Here is a 15,346-nt window from a genome sequence, read left to right as displayed (position 1 = left end):
ATCATGCCCGGTGGCGCTGCGCTTGCCGGGCCTACGAATGACAAAAAAATCAATTTGGCCATTTAGTGGTCAGGGCCGACTGTTGCCTGAAAAAGGGGTCATCATGGAAAAATTAACCTGTTTCAAAGCCTACGATATTCGCGGCAAGCTGGGCGAAGAGCTGAATGAAGACATCGCGTGGCGCATTGGCCGCGCGTACGGCGAATATTTAAAACCGCAGACCATCGTGCTGGGCGGCGACGTGCGCCTGACCAGCGAGTCCCTCAAGCTGGCCCTGGCGAAAGGGCTGCAGGACGCGGGCGTGGACGTGCTGGATATCGGCCTTTCCGGGACCGAGGAGATTTACTTTGCCACCTTCCACCTGGGCGTGGACGGCGGTATCGAAGTGACGGCCAGCCACAACCCGATGGACTACAACGGCATGAAGCTGGTGCGCAAGGGCGCCCGCCCGATCAGCGGCGACACCGGCCTGCGCGACGTGCAGCGCCTGGCGGAAGCTAATGATTTCCCGCCGGTGAACGAGGCGAAGCGCGGCAGCTACAAAAAAATCAACCTGCAGAAAGAGTACATTGACCACCTGCTGGGCTACATCAACGTGGCGAACCTGAAGCCGCTGAAGCTGGTGATTAACTCCGGTAACGGCGCTGCCGGCCCGGTTGTCGATGCCCTTGAAGCGCGCTTTAAGGCACTGAACGTGCCGGTCACCTTTGTCAAGGTGCACAACACCCCGGACGGCAACTTCCCGAACGGTATTCCTAACCCGCTGCTGCCGGAGTGCCGCGACGACACCCGCAACGCGGTGATTGAGCACGGCGCTGACATGGGTATCGCCTTTGACGGTGACTTTGACCGCTGCTTCCTGTTCGACGAGAAAGGGCAGTTCATCGAGGGCTACTACATTGTTGGCCTGCTGGCGGAAGCGTTCCTTGAGAAAAACCCGGGCGCGAAAATCATTCATGATCCGCGCCTTTCCTGGAACACCGTCGACGTAGTGTCAGCGGCGGGCGGCACGCCGGTGATGTCCAAAACCGGCCACGCCTTCATCAAAGAGCGCATGCGCGAAGAAGACGCCATCTACGGCGGCGAGATGAGCGCCCACCACTACTTCCGTGACTTTGCCTACTGCGACAGCGGGATGATCCCGTGGCTGCTGGTGACCGAGCTGCTGTGCCTGAAGGGGCAGACGCTGGGCGAGCTGGTGCGCGATCGCATGGCAGCGTTCCCGGCGAGCGGGGAGATCAACAGCAAGCTGGCGCAGCCAGCCGAGGCTATTGCCCGCGTGGAGCAACACTTTGCGATTCACGCGCTGGAAATTGACCGCACCGACGGCATCAGCATGGCGTTCCCGCAGTGGCGCTTTAACCTGCGCTCGTCCAACACCGAGCCGGTGGTGCGCCTGAACGTGGAGTCCCGTGCTGACACGGCGCTGATGGAAGCCCGAACGAAGGACATTCTGGCGCTGTTGAATCAGTAATAATTGCCCCTCCCGGTGGGAGGGGGAACCGAATACAGGAACAACGATGACGAATCTAAAAAAACGCGAACGAGCGAGAACGAATGCATCGTTAATCTCTATGGTGCAGCGTTTTTCTGATATCACCATCATGGTCGGTGGATTGTGGGCGGTGTGTCGGATCAGCGGGCTGCCGTTCTTATACATGCATCTGCTGATGGCCCTGATTGCGCTGGTCGTGTTTCAGATGATCGGCGGGATGACCGATTTCTACCGCTCGTGGCGCGGCGTGAAAATGACCACCGAACTGATGCTGTTGCTGCAGAACTGGACCCTGAGCCTGATCTTCAGCGCAGGTCTGGTGGCCTTCAGCCATGATTTTGACAATCGCCTCGTCACCTATCTCTGCTGGTATCTGTTAACCAGCGTCGGCATGGTGGTGTGCCGTTCTCTTATCCGCTTTGGCGCGGGCTGGCTGCGTAACCGCGGTTATAACCGTCGCTTCGTTGCCGTGGCGGGCGATCTGCCGGTCGGGAAGGTGCTGCTCGATAGCTTCCGCAAAGAGCCGTGGTTAGGGTTTGAAGTGGTCGGGATTTATCACGACGCGAAGCCGGGCGGCGTGCCATCGGACTGGGCGGGTAATTACGACCAGCTTATTGAGGACGCGAAAGCCGGTAAAATTCATAACGTCTACGTCGCCATGCAGATGAGAGACGAATCCCGCATTAAGCAACTGATGCGCGAGCTGGCGGACACCACCTGTTCGGTGATCCTGATCCCGGACGTCTTTACCTTCAACATCCTCCATTCACGCATTGAAGAAGTGAACGGCGTGCCGGTGGTACCACTGTACGACACACCGCTGTCGGGCATTAACCGCGTGCTGAAGCGCGCGGAAGATATCGTGCTCTCTTCGCTGATCCTGCTGCTGATTTCGCCTGTTTTGTGCTGCATTGCCCTGGCGGTGAAGCTGAGCTCTCCCGGCCCGGTTATCTTCCGCCAGACCCGCTACGGTATGGACGGTAAGCCGATTATGGTGTGGAAATTCCGCTCCATGAAGGTGATGGAAAACGACAAGGTGGTGACCCAGGCAACGCAGAACGATCCGCGCGTCACCCGCGTGGGCAACTTCCTGCGCCGCACCTCGCTGGATGAACTGCCGCAGTTTATCAACGTCTTCACGGGCGGCATGTCGATTGTTGGCCCGCGTCCACACGCGGTGGCGCACAACGAGCAGTACCGCTCGCTGATTGAGGGCTACATGCTGCGCCATAAGGTGAAGCCGGGCATTACCGGTTGGGCGCAGATCAACGGCTGGCGCGGCGAAACCGACACGCTGGAAAAAATGGAAAAACGTATCGAATTCGATCTGGAGTACATCCGTGAATGGAGTATCTGGTTCGATATTAAGATTGTTTTTCTGACCATCTTCAAAGGTTTCGTGAACAAAGCGGCGTACTAAGATGAGCTTACGTGAAAAAACCATCAGCGGAGCGAAGTGGTCAGCGATGGCGACCATCGTCATCATTGGCCTCGGTCTGGTGCAGATGACCGTGCTGGCGCGCATTATTGATAATCACCAGTTCGGTCTGCTGACCGTCTCGCTGGTGATCATCGCGCTGGCCGATACGCTGTCTGATTTTGGTATTGCCAACTCGATTATCCAGCGCAAAGAGATCAGCCATCTCGAGCTGACTACGCTCTACTGGCTGAACGTGGGGCTGGGGATTTTCGTCTTCGTGCTGGTGTTCCTGCTGAGCGACACTATCGCCAGCGTGCTGCATAACCCGGATCTCGCTCCGCTGATGCGCACGCTGTCGTTTGCATTCGTGGTGATCCCCCACGGGCAGCAGTTCCGCGCGCTGATGCAGAAAGAGCTGGAGTTCAATAAGATCGGCATGATCGAGACCAGCGCGGTGCTGGCGGGCTTTACCTTTACCGTGGTGAGCGCCCATTTCTGGCCGCTGGCGATGACCGCCATCCTCGGTTACCTGGTGAACTCTGCCGTGCGTACGCTGCTGTTCGGCTACTTTGGCCGTAAAATTTACCGTCCGGGACTGCATTTCTCTCTTGCGTCCGTCTCGTCCAACCTGCGCTTTGGCGCGTGGCTGACGGCGGACAGCATCATCAACTATGTGAATACCAACCTGTCGACGCTGGTGCTGGCGCGTATTCTTGGCGCGAGCGTGGCGGGGGGCTACAACCTGGCCTACAACGTCGCGGTAGTACCGCCGATGAAGCTGAACCCGATAATCACCCGCGTCCTGTTCCCGGCGTTCGCCAAGATTCAGGACGACACCGAGAAGCTGCGCGTCAACTTCTACAAGCTGCTTTCCGTGGTGGGGATTATCAACTTCCCGGTGCTGCTGGGGCTGATGGTGGTTTCCAGCAACTTCGTGCCGCTGGTGTTTGGCGAGAAGTGGAACGGCATCATCCCGATCCTGCAGCTGCTGTGCGTGGTGGGGCTACTGCGCTCCGTGGGGAACCCGATTGGGTCCCTGCTGATGGCAAAAGCGCGCGTGGACATCAGCTTTAAGTTCAACGTGTTCAAAACCTTCCTGTTTATTCCGGCAATTATCGTCGGCGGGCACATAGCGGGCGCCATCGGCGTTACGCTGGGCTTCCTGCTGGTGCAGATCGTTAATACCGTTCTGAGCTACTTCATCATGATCAAGCCGGTGCTGGGCTCCAGCTACCGTCAGTACATCCTGAGCCTGTGGCTGCCGTTTTATCTCTCCTTACCCACTCTTGCGGTTAGCTATGGCCTGGGCGTGGTGCTCAGCGGTCATCTGCCGCTGGCCGCGCTGCTGGCGGTACAGGTCGCCGCGGGCGCGCTGGCGTTCGGCGTGATGATTGTGCTGTCGCGCAATGCGCTGGTGGTAGAGATGAAGCGCCAGTTTTGCCGTAACGAAAAAATGAAAACGCTGCTTCGCGCAGGCTAATTTTAAGAGGCCATTATGAAATTACTTATTCTTGGCAACCATACCTGCGGCAACCGTGGCGACAGCGCCATCCTGCGCGGTTTACTGGATGCGATTAACACCCTTAAGCCTGAGACCGAAGTGGACGTGATGAGCCGTTATCCGGTCAGCTCATCCTGGTTACTGAACCGCCCGGTGATGGGCGACCCGCTCTACAGCCAGATGAAACAGCACAACAACGCCGCGGGCGTGATGGGCCGCGTGAAGAAAGTGCTGCGCCGTCGCTACCAGCATCAGGTGCTGCTTTCCCGCGTGACCGATACCGGCAAGCTGCGCAATATTGCCATTGCCCAGGGCTTTACGGATTTCGTCCGTCTGCTCTCCGGCTATGACGCCATTATTCAGGTCGGCGGTTCTTTCTTCGTCGATCTCTACGGCGTGCCGCAGTTTGAGCATGCGCTCTGCACCTTTATGGCGAAAAAGCCGCTGTTTATGATTGGGCACAGCGTCGGGCCATTCCAGGATCCGCAGTTTAACCAGCTGGCGAACTACGTGTTCGGCCACTGCGACGCGCTGATCCTGCGCGAGTCGGTCAGCCTCGACATGATGAAGCGCAGCGAAATTGACACCTCAAAAGTTGAGCACGGCGTGGACACCGCCTGGCTGGTGGAGCACCAGGACGACAGCTTCCAGCCGAGCTACGCGGTGCAGCACTGGCTCGACGTGGCGGCGAAACAGAAAACCGTCGCCATAACCCTGCGCGAGCTGGCGCCCTTTGATAAACGTTTAGGCACGACGCAGGCGGCGTATGAGAAAGCCTTCGCCGACGTGGTTAACCGCGTGCTGGACAGCGGGTACCAGGTGCTGGCGCTTTCAACCTGCACCGGCATCGACAGCTATAACAAAGACGACCGTATGGTGGCGCTGAACCTGCGCAACCTGGTTAACGATCCGTCCCGCTATCACGTAGTGATGGACGAACTGAACGACCTGGAGATGGGCAAGCTGCTCTCCGCCTGCGACCTGACCGTGGGTACGCGCCTGCACTCCGCCATTATCTCCATGAACTTTGGCACGCCGGCCATTGCCATCAACTATGAGCACAAATCAGCAGGCATCATGCAGCAGCTTGGTATGCCGGAAATGGCCGTGGATATCCGTCATCTGCTTGATGGTTCGCTCGGGGCGATGGTGGGCGACACGCTCGGCCAGCTGCCTGCGATCAATGAACGCCTGGCCGTGGCGGTGAAAGCCGAGCGCGAGAAGGGCATTGGGATGGTGAAATCGGTACTTGACCGCGTACGGGAGGGGAAATGAAGGTTGGTTTCTTCTTGCTGAAATTTCCGCTGTCGTCTGAAACGTTTGTCCTGAACCAAGTCACCGCGTTTATCGATATGGGATATGACGTGGAGATTATCGCCCTGCAAAAGGGCGATACCAAAAATACCCATGCGGCGTATACCCAGTATGGTCTGGAGGCGAAAACCCGCTGGCTGCAGGATGAGCCGTCCGGGAAGCTGAGCAAGCTGCGCCACCGGGCCAGCCAGACGTTGCGCGGGATCCACCGCGCGTCGACCTGGCGGGCGCTGAATGTTTCCCGCTATGGGTCCGAATCCCGCAATCTGATCCTGTCGGCCATCTGCGGGCAAACGGCGCAGCCGTATCGTGCCGACGTGTTTATCGCCCACTTTGGCCCGGCGGGCGTCACCGCCGCGAAGCTGCGCGAGCTGGGCGTGATTGAAGGTAAAATTGCGACCATCTTCCACGGTATCGACATCTCCAGCCGGGAAGTGCTGAACCACTACACGCCGGAGTATCAGCAGCTGTTCAGGCGCGGCGACATGATGCTGCCTATCAGCGACCTGTGGGCCGGACGCCTGAAAAACATGGGCTGTCCGGGAGAGAAAATTGCCGTTTCGCGTATGGGCGTGGATTTAACGCGCTTCACTCGCCGTCCTGTAAAGGTGCCGGGAAAACCGCTGCAGATCATCTCCGTTGCTCGTCTCACCGAGAAGAAAGGCCTGCATGTGGCCATTGAAGCCTGCCGCCAGCTAAAAGCGCGCGGGGTGGATTTCCACTATCGCATTCTCGGCATTGGGCCGTGGGAGCGTCGTCTGCGCACGCTCATCGAACAGTATCAGCTGGAAGATGTCGTAGAGATGCCCGGCTTCAAGCCGAGCCACGAGGTCAAGGCCATGCTCGATGAGGCGGATGTCTTTCTGCTGCCCTCGGTTACGGGCGCCGATGGCGATATGGAAGGCATACCGGTGGCGCTGATGGAGGCGATGGCCGTAGGTATTCCGGTGGTATCGACTCTGCACAGCGGGATCCCGGAGCTGATTAAGTCTGACCATTCCGGGTGGCTGGTGCCGGAGAATAACGCGATGGCTCTTGCGGACCGACTGGCAGCCTTCAGCGATATCGACCAGCAGGCGCTGGAGCCCGTGCTCCATAACGCCCGACAAAAAGTGGAAACCGATTTTAACCAGCAGGTGATTAACCGCCAGTTAGCGAGCCTGCTGCAAACGTTGTAACGCCGAGGATGTATGCTGAAAAAGATTACCCGACGCACCTTTGTCTCTTCTCTCTCCGTTCTGGCGGCCACGCCGCTGCTGTCGTCACGTATTGCCCGGGCGGCAAGCGGAAGAACGGTCTCTGTTAATCAGTACAATAACAACGACTGGATCGCCGCCTTTAAGCAGGCGTTTAATGATGGCGACACCGTCGTGGTCCCTGCCGGGCTGACCTGCGAAAACATCAACACGGGCATTTTCATTCCCGACGGTAAAACGCTGCTGATCCGCGGGGCATTAACCGGTAACGGGCGCGGCCGCTTTGTTCTTCAGGAAGGCAGCAAGGTAATAGGCGAAGGTGCTGGCCGCACGGAGAACATAACGCTCGACGTTCGCGGCTCTGACTGCGTCATCAAAGGGCTGGCCATGAGCGGTTTTGGCCCGGTGACGCAGATCTACATCGGTGGCAAGAAACCCAGCGTGATGCGCAATTTGCTGATTGATAACATCAGCGTGAGTCAGGCCAACTACGCCATCCTGCGCCAGGGTTTCCACAACCAGGTGTACGGTGCCCGCATCACCAATAGTAAATTTAGCCATCTGCAGGGGGATGCGATCGAGTGGAACGTCGCCATCAACGATCGCAATATCCTGATCTCCGATCATGTCATCGACAACATCAGCTGTACCAACGGCAAGATCAACTGGGGCATCGGCATTGGCCTCGCCGGCAGCACCTACGATAACGACTACCCGGAGAAGCAAACCGTCAAGAACTTCGTGGTGGCCAACATTACCGGCAGCAACTGTCGCCAGCTGGTGCACGTTGAAAACGGTAAGCATTTTGTTATCCGCAATATTAAGGCCAAAAATATTACTCCCGACTTCAGTAAAAAGGCGGGAATAGACAACGCCACGGTCGCCATTTATGGCTGTGATAATTTCATTATTGATAATGTCGATATGGTGAACAGCGCCGGAATGTTAATCGGCTATGGGGTGATAAAAGGCGATTATTTGTCCATCCCGCAGAACTTCAAGCTCAACAATATTCACCTCGATAATCGACAGCTTGCGTATAAATTGCGCGGAATACAGATTTCATCCGGTAATGCCACTTCGTTTGTGGCGATTACCAACGTGGAAATGCAGCGTGCAACGCTGGAATTGCACAACAAGCCGCAGCATCTTTTTTTACGCAATATCAATGTCATGCAGGAAGCCTCCGTGGGGCCTGCCCTGAAGATTAACTTCGACCTGCGCAAGGATGTGCGAGGAAAATTCATGGCGAAAGACGAGACGCTGCTGTCGCTGGCGAACATAAAAGCAGTTAATGAGAAGGGGCAAAGCTCGGTGGATATTGACCGGGTCGACCAGCAGGTGGTGAATGTGGAAAGGCTGAACTTTGCGCTTCCGCACAGATAATCGACAATAATCTGTTTTAAGACAATTCCTGGCATAAAAGCGCGTTCGAATCAGATTACAACTACAGAAATTTGTAGTGCTAAGGCGTAACATTACCGAAGGATTACGGCAAATCATGCTGGCGAAAACAGGTTTAAGAGCTATAATTCGTCAACCATTTTAAGGTGGAAGAAATAATGATTAATTTGAAAGCAGTCATTCCGGTAGCAGGCCTGGGCATGCATATGCTGCCAGCCACAAAAGCCATTCCTAAAGAGATGCTGCCGATCGTCGACAAGCCAATGATTCAGTACATTGTCGACGAGATTGTTGCTGCAGGGATCAAAGAAATCGTCCTGGTTACGCACTCGTCCAAGAATGCGGTAGAAAACCACTTCGACACCTCTTACGAACTCGAAGCGCTGCTCGAGCAGCGCGTTAAGCGCCAGCTGCTGGCGGAAGTGCAGTCTATTTGTCCGCCGGGCGTGACCATCATGAACGTGCGTCAGGCGCAGCCGCTGGGTCTGGGTCACTCAATTCTGTGTGCCCGTCCGGTTGTGGGCGATAACCCATTCATCGTCGTGCTGCCGGATATCATCATTGATACTGCTTCTGCCGATCCGCTGCGTTATAACCTGGCGGCAATGGTGGCACGTTTCAATGAAACCGGCCGTAGCCAGGTGCTGGCGAAACGTATGAAGGGCGATCTCTCCGAGTACTCTGTGATCCAGACTAAAGAACCGCTGGAAACGGAAGGGCAGGTGAGCCGCATCGTTGAGTTCATCGAAAAACCGGATCAGCCACAGACGCTGGACTCAGACCTGATGGCTGTGGGTCGTTACGTTCTGAACGCCGATATCTGGGCAGAGCTGGAGAAAACCGAGCCAGGCGCCTGGGATCGTATTCAGCTCACCGATGCGATTGCCGAGCTGGCGAAAAAGCAGTCCGTGGATGCCATGCTGATGACCGGCGACAGCTATGACTGCGGTAAGAAAATGGGGTACATGCAGGCGTTCGTGAACTATGGGCTGCGCAACCTGAAGGAAGGGGCGAAGTTCAGAACCCGTATTGAGAAGTTGCTCGCAAACGACTGATATTCCAGCCACGACTTGAACAAGCGGCAGTCATTATTTTGGTGTGTTGATATCTAACCAAAATGATGACTGCCGTTTTTTGTTATAAAGTAAATGATTACATAGAGTTATGCGGTTTAAATCTGGACCGCTTTGTAGCGATTTGTGCTTGTTTCTGAGGTCGTTTAGGACGACAATTAACGCCAGTTTTTTGTCTGTATCCAGACAAGAAAATCATTTAATCAAACATCGCTCAGTGCACTGGTAGCTGTTAAGCCAGGGGCGGTAGCGTGCTCAATTTCTGAAATCGTTAATAAATGCTCAGGTTTCAGAACGCCAGTATCCAGACAAATACACTAGACGGAACAGATAACGTGAAAATTCTTGTGACGGGTGGGGCCGGCTTTATCGGCTCAGCGGTTGTACGACATATTATTAAAAATACCCAGGACGACGTCGTCAACGTAGATAAGCTGACCTATGCCGGCAACCTTGAGTCGCTTAGTGAAGTCAGCGACAGCGATCGATATGCTTTTGAGCATGCGGATATTTGCGATAAAAACGCTATGGATCGCATTTTCGCAAAGCATAAGCCTGATGCGGTGATGCATCTGGCGGCTGAAAGTCATGTCGATCGTTCTATTACCGGCCCGGCTGCTTTTATCGAAACCAATATCGTTGGCACTTATGTGCTTCTGGAAGCCGCCCGTGCTTACTGGTCAACGTTGGATGAGCAGGCGAAGAAAGCGTTCCGTTTTCATCACATTTCTACCGACGAAGTGTATGGTGATTTGCCGCATCCTGATGAACATCCCGCATCAACTGAGCTGCCACTCTTCACTGAAACCACCGCATATGCACCTAGCAGCCCATATTCAGCGTCGAAAGCCTCGAGCGACCATCTCGTTCGTGCCTGGCTGCGTACCTATGGTTTCCCGACCATTGTCACCAACTGTTCAAATAACTACGGCCCGTATCACTTCCCTGAAAAACTGATCCCTCTGGTTATCCTGAATGCGCTGGACGATAAAGCTTTGCCTATTTACGGCAAGGGGGACCAGATTCGTGACTGGCTGTATGTTGAAGACCACGCGCGCGCACTCTACACCGTTGTCACTCAGGGGAAACCGGGTGAAACGTACAATATTGGCGGTCATAACGAGAAGCAGAACCTGGACGTGGTCCATACGATTTGCGATCTGCTTGATGAGATTGTGCCAAAAGAGGGGTCTTATCGCGATCAGATTACCTATGTTGCTGATCGCCCGGGCCATGACCGTCGCTACGCCATTGATGCAAATAAAATTGGTGCTGAGTTGGGATGGACGCCACAGGAGACCTTTGAAAGTGGCATTCGTAAAACCGTTGAATGGTATTTGACAAATACAGAATGGGTTGAAAACGTTAAAAGCGGTAATTATAAATCCTGGATTGCGCAAAATTATCAAAATCGTTAAGAGCAGTTCATTTCTATATTTGTTTATAGTTCATTAACTGATAGGGGATGACAATGAAAGTTTTAGTGACAGGGGGAACTGGTTTTCTCGGTTCTGCTTTAGTCAAAACGCTGAGGTCGGCAGGTCATCAGGTAATTTTCACTTCCCGTCGAGACGAAAATATCGACAATGGGATGTACAACCTTGGCGATATCTCTGCACAAACAAACTGGACAACCCTTCTCCAGGGTTGTGATACTGTCATTCACACAGCAGGCAGAGCACATATCCTTAATGATAAAGCCGAAGATACGCTGACAGAATTTCGTCGTGTGAATCATGATGCCACGATGAAATTAGCTCATGATGCAATAAGTTGTAATGTGAAACATTTCATCTTTGTCAGTTCAATAGGTGTTAATGGTAATTCCACTTCGGGGATACCTTTTAGTGAAACGACACCTGCCAGACCCACTTCAGATTATGCTGTTTCAAAGCTAGAAGCCGAGGAAAGTCTTCTTAAAGCATTTACTGGTAGCAATATGGGGATAACCATAGTGCGTCCGGCATTGATTTGTGGTCCAAATGCACCGGGTAACATTCAACGATTGTTAAAATTAGTGTCGCGAAATCTGCCACTACCTTTTAAATCGGTTAAAAATAAGCGTGCTCTTGCTTCACTGGACAATGTTGTGAGTTTTATCAGTGAATGTGTCACGAATGAGAAGTCAAAGAATGAACTCTATCTTTTGGCTGACGAGGTGCATCCTTCAACGGAAGAAATGATAACGGCATTTACTACCGGGATGGGTATGAAAGCGCGACTTGTCTATTTCCCCAAAACAATACTGAAAATTTTCCTTTCTATACTGGGCAAGAAAAGTATATATGATCAACTGTTTGGCGATCTGGAAGTTGATTCAAGAAAATCAAGAGAGCAGCTTCAATGGACGCCACCCGTCTCGTTACAAGAAACGATGGTAAAAACAGCGAAGTATTTTATTGAAGGTAACAAATAATGTTGTATCTGGGCATTGTCGTTTTTGCATTCTTTATATCATGCGCGTTGACCTGGGGTTTAAGGTTATATGCCATCAAGAATAATGTAATTGATCAACCAAACCAAAGAAGTTCTCATAGTGTTCCTACACCTCGTGGGGGAGGGGTAGCTATTGTATTAACATTGTTAGCTTCATTAGTATGGCTGGTCCTTACAAATCATATAACTACGGCAACATTTTTAGGTTTCTTCGTGCCTGGCTTATTGATTGCGGTTATTGGTTTCCTCGACGATCATGGCCATATCGCCGCACGCTGGCGCTTGTTAATGCACTTCATCGCTGCAGCTATAGGGCTTTTTTATCTAGGATCGTTCCCAAGCATTAATATGTTTGGCTATGATGTTTCTTTGTCATGGTTTGGAATGATCCTCGGTAGTATCTATCTTGTATGGATGTTGAATTTATATAACTTTATGGATGGTATTAATGGTCTTGCAAGTGCGCAAGCTATTACCTTTTCGCTTTGTAGTATCTTGATAATAACTATCAATAACTACTCTGATTCATCTGATGCAATGACTATGCTTGCATTAGCACTCGCTGGATCGGTCGCGGGGTTCATCGTGTGGAACTTCCCTGTGGCAAGGATCTTCATGGGCGATGCTGGAAGCGGTTTTCTGGGTATCACCATTGGGTTGATGATCCTTTATTTTGCAAAGCTAGACTCACGTGTTCTGATCGCAGAACTCTGTCTGCTGGGTGTTTTCATTGTTGATGCAACTACTACCTTACTGAGAAGATTACTGGCGGGTAAGAAAGTCTATGAAGCACATGCGAGTCATTGTTACCAAATTCTTGCCCGTAAATATAAGAGCCATGTTCCTGTTACTATGGCGGCTATAGCTATTAACTTCATGTGGCTGCTCCCTATTGCTTACTTAATCATCTCTGCAAAAATTGATGGAATTGTAGGCATTACCATCGCCTGGTTACCATTGATTATTCTTGCATTCAGATGTGGTGCTGGAGTTAAAGATAAAGAGAAGGCATAAATGAATGATCTGATCATTGTGGGAGCTGGAGGACATGGACGTACATTGTACGAAACTGCTACGCTATTGGGATATGAAAAAATTGTATTCCTCGACGATAATGAATCTGGCTCCGACAATTCAAAGGTTCGTGTTATCGGGAAAACCTCAGATCTGAAGCTTTATGCTAGTACTGCTAAACACATTGTAATTGGCATAGGTAATAATAAGCTCAGAGAGTCATTACACCAACAGCTAGAATTGCTAAGCATTTATCCGATAACGCTAATTCATCCTTTTGCATTTGTGAGCCCGTCCGCTACTTTGGGACATGGCAGCGTAGTTTTAGCCGGTGCGGTTGTAGGAGCGAACTCAACTCTTGGTGTAGGTACGATAGTTAATTGTCATTCTACAGTCGATCATGATTCAACTCTCGGTGATTTCGCCCATTTAGGTGTTGGGGTGCATCTTGCAGGGGGAGCGCGTATTGGTAAATCGGCATTTCTGCAAGCGGGAACAGTGGGTGGATATAGTGCAACAGTGGAAGAGCATGTCATATGCCCTCCAGGTACTATTTTATAAATTAATAGCAAGCTTTAACGAGGCGACTAGTTTTTAGTATGCTAACTTATTTAATTTCTTTGCCAAGACCAATAAAACGGATTATAACGCTCTCTATTGATGTAGTACTATTAATGTGCGCATTTTGGTTTGCATTTTGGGTCCGTATTGATTCAATGACGCCATTATCAAGCGTATCTCATTGGTTACTGCTGACATCGATAATAGTGATTACTTTGGCCATCTTTGTAAAACTTGGCCTTTATAGAGCAGTCATAAGGTATATAACTGCGAAAATACTGCTTGTAGTTGCTATTGGGATGCTAATTTCGTCGTTGTTGCTGATTATTGCCGCATTTTACACGAATCTCTATCTTCCAAGAACAATCCCGTTTATCTACTTCTCTTTCGGAGTATTGTTCGTTGCAGGCTCACGCCTTGCTATGAGAATGCTGGTCAATCGTGGTTTAAAATTGGGAACCCGCGTAATTATATACGGGGCTGGAGCGTCTGGACGCCAGTTACTTCCTGCGTTAAGCCAAATGGATGAATACTATCCTGTGGCTTTTGTTGATGACAATCGCTCATTGCAGGGGCAGGTCATCCATGGTGTAAGCGTATTTTCACCTGAAAAATTGGCCTGGTTGATAGAGAAGTATGAAGCTAAGAAAATCCTCCTGGCAATGCCAAGTGCCAGCCGCGCCAGAAAAAATGAGGTTATATCTACCCTTGAGGGACTTCCGTGCGAGGTGCTTTCAATACCTGGAATGGTCGACCTCGTTGAAGGAAAAGCAAGAATCGATGCCTTACGTAAGGTAGTAATTACTGACCTTTTAGGACGCGATCCTGTTACCCCGATCCCTGAATTAATTTCAAAGAATATTCAGGGTAAAACAGTCATGGTTACTGGCGCGGGTGGTTCTATAGGCTCTGAACTATGTCGACAGATAATCAGAAATAAACCTTCTCAACTAATTCTTTTCGAATTATCAGAATTCTCACTATATTCAATTGATTCTGAATTGCGAAATTTAATACTTTCACAATCTTTAAATGTTAAGATTTACCCAATTCTGGGCAACGTTCAGGATATTGCACATCTTGAAAGGTTAATCAAGGCATTTAACGTTGAGACCATCTACCATGCGGCTGCTTATAAGCATGTTCCCCTGGTTGAATTTAACGTTATTGATGGTGTTCGTAATAATATCTTCGGGACCTTATGTTGTGCACAAGCTGCCGAAAACTGTGGTGTCGAAAGTTTTGTGCTTATCTCTACGGATAAAGCTGTGCGACCAACGAACACCATGGGCGCAACAAAAAGAATGGCAGAGCTAATACTTCAGGCTCTCGCATCAGAGTCAAGTAAAACCTGTTTCAGCATGGTCCGGTTTGGAAATGTGTTGGGTTCATCCGGCTCCGTCGTTCCATTATTTGAAAAACAAATTGCTGCTGGTGGTCCGGTGACGTTAACGCATCCTGACATCACACGTTATTTCATGACCATTCCTGAGGCAGCACAGCTTGTTATTCAAGCTGGAGCAATGGGCAGTGGTGGGGATGTTTTCGTATTGGATATGGGGGATCCGGTCAAAATTATTGACCTCGCCCACCGTATGATTGCCTTACAAGGACTTTCAGTACGTGATGATAAAAACCCTTATGGCGATATTGCTATCAAAACGACTGGCTTGCGTCCTGGTGAGAAGCTGTATGAAGAGCTGTTGATTGGCGATAATGTCTCAATAACACAGCATCCACGAATTAAGACGGCTAATGAGGTCATGCTTCCGTGGAATGAAATGAAAGGCATTATCGCAGAATTGGATAGCTCATGTCGCAACTTTGATTATGAGCGGGTACGCGAAATATTGCTTAATGCACCTACCGCATTTAATCCTACTGATGATATCTGTGACTTACTTTGGAAAGAACACAAAAGTTAAGTATTTA

General features: G+C 51.3%; 12 protein-coding genes. All 12 read left to right on the top strand.

The annotated features are described in order from the left end of the window. Nucleotides 1–103 precede the first annotated feature (103 nt). The 12 genes from cpsG to V1587_RS17025 all read left to right on the top strand — a co-directional run bounded on the left by cpsG (nucleotide 104) and on the right by V1587_RS17025 (nucleotide 15,339). Nucleotides 104–1,474, top strand: a complete 1,371-nt coding sequence (gene cpsG, locus V1587_RS17080) for a colanic acid biosynthesis phosphomannomutase CpsG (RefSeq protein ID WP_029742028.1) — start codon at nucleotides 104–106, stop codon at nucleotides 1,472–1,474. Between the two features lie 46 nt (nucleotides 1,475–1,520). Beyond that, the gene (gene wcaJ, locus V1587_RS17075) at nucleotides 1,521–2,915 is read left to right on the top strand and encodes an undecaprenyl-phosphate glucose phosphotransferase (RefSeq protein ID WP_371897235.1); all 1,395 of its coding nucleotides are present in this window, start codon (nucleotides 1,521–1,523) and stop codon (nucleotides 2,913–2,915) included. A 1-nt stretch (nucleotide 2,916) separates the two neighbouring features. Further along, entirely contained in the window at nucleotides 2,917–4,395 is a 1,479-nt protein-coding gene (wzxC, locus tag V1587_RS17070; RefSeq protein ID WP_371897234.1) for a colanic acid undecaprenyl disphosphate flippase WzxC, read from the top strand. Nucleotides 4,396–4,410: 15 nt separating this feature from the next. Continuing rightward, the gene (gene wcaK, locus V1587_RS17065) at nucleotides 4,411–5,691 is read left to right on the top strand and encodes a colanic acid biosynthesis pyruvyl transferase WcaK (RefSeq protein WP_371897233.1); all 1,281 of its coding nucleotides are present in this window, start codon (nucleotides 4,411–4,413) and stop codon (nucleotides 5,689–5,691) included. After that, nucleotides 5,688–6,908: a colanic acid biosynthesis glycosyltransferase WcaL gene (wcaL, locus tag V1587_RS17060; protein WP_371897232.1), complete on the top strand. Its 1,221-nt coding sequence runs from the start codon at nucleotides 5,688–5,690 to the stop codon at nucleotides 6,906–6,908. Before wcaK ends, wcaL begins: the two co-directional genes overlap by 4 nt. Nucleotides 6,909–6,920: 12 nt before the next feature. After that, a complete protein-coding gene (gene wcaM, locus V1587_RS17055) occupies nucleotides 6,921–8,312 on the top strand; it encodes a colanic acid biosynthesis protein WcaM (RefSeq protein ID WP_371897231.1) in 1,392 nt (463 codons plus the stop codon). 176 nt (nucleotides 8,313–8,488) lie between these two features. After that, nucleotides 8,489–9,385 (top strand): GalU regulator GalF, encoded by an 897-nt coding sequence (gene galF / locus V1587_RS17050; protein WP_029742022.1) that lies wholly within the window; start codon nucleotides 8,489–8,491, stop codon nucleotides 9,383–9,385. Between the two features lie 353 nt (nucleotides 9,386–9,738). Further along, nucleotides 9,739–10,821 carry a dTDP-glucose 4,6-dehydratase gene (gene rfbB, locus V1587_RS17045; protein WP_371897229.1) on the top strand — a complete coding sequence of 361 codons (1,083 nt, stop codon included), beginning with the start codon at nucleotides 9,739–9,741 and terminating at the stop codon, nucleotides 10,819–10,821. Nucleotides 10,822–10,874: 53 nt separating this feature from the next. Next, complete coding sequence (locus tag V1587_RS17040) at nucleotides 10,875–11,819, top strand: NAD-dependent epimerase/dehydratase family protein (protein WP_371897228.1); 945 nt, start codon at nucleotides 10,875–10,877, stop codon at nucleotides 11,817–11,819. After that, entirely contained in the window at nucleotides 11,819–12,853 is a 1,035-nt protein-coding gene (locus V1587_RS17035) for a glycosyltransferase family 4 protein (RefSeq protein ID WP_371897227.1), read from the top strand. Before V1587_RS17040 ends, V1587_RS17035 begins: the two co-directional genes overlap by 1 nt. Beyond that, on the top strand, nucleotides 12,854–13,414 hold the full coding sequence (locus V1587_RS17030; RefSeq protein ID WP_371897226.1) for a sugar O-acyltransferase: 561 nt from the start codon (nucleotides 12,854–12,856) through the stop codon (nucleotides 13,412–13,414). A 38-nt stretch (nucleotides 13,415–13,452) separates the two neighbouring features. Further along, a complete protein-coding gene (locus tag V1587_RS17025; protein WP_371897225.1) occupies nucleotides 13,453–15,339 on the top strand; it encodes a polysaccharide biosynthesis protein in 1,887 nt (628 codons plus the stop codon). Nucleotides 15,340–15,346: the final 7 nt, after the last annotated feature.

The sequence above is a fragment of the Enterobacter sp. ECC-249 genome (genome assembly GCF_043965265.1).
GTDB lineage: Bacteria > Pseudomonadota > Gammaproteobacteria > Enterobacterales > Enterobacteriaceae > Enterobacter > Enterobacter quasiroggenkampii.
This window is presented reverse-complemented; position numbering and strand designations above follow the sequence as displayed.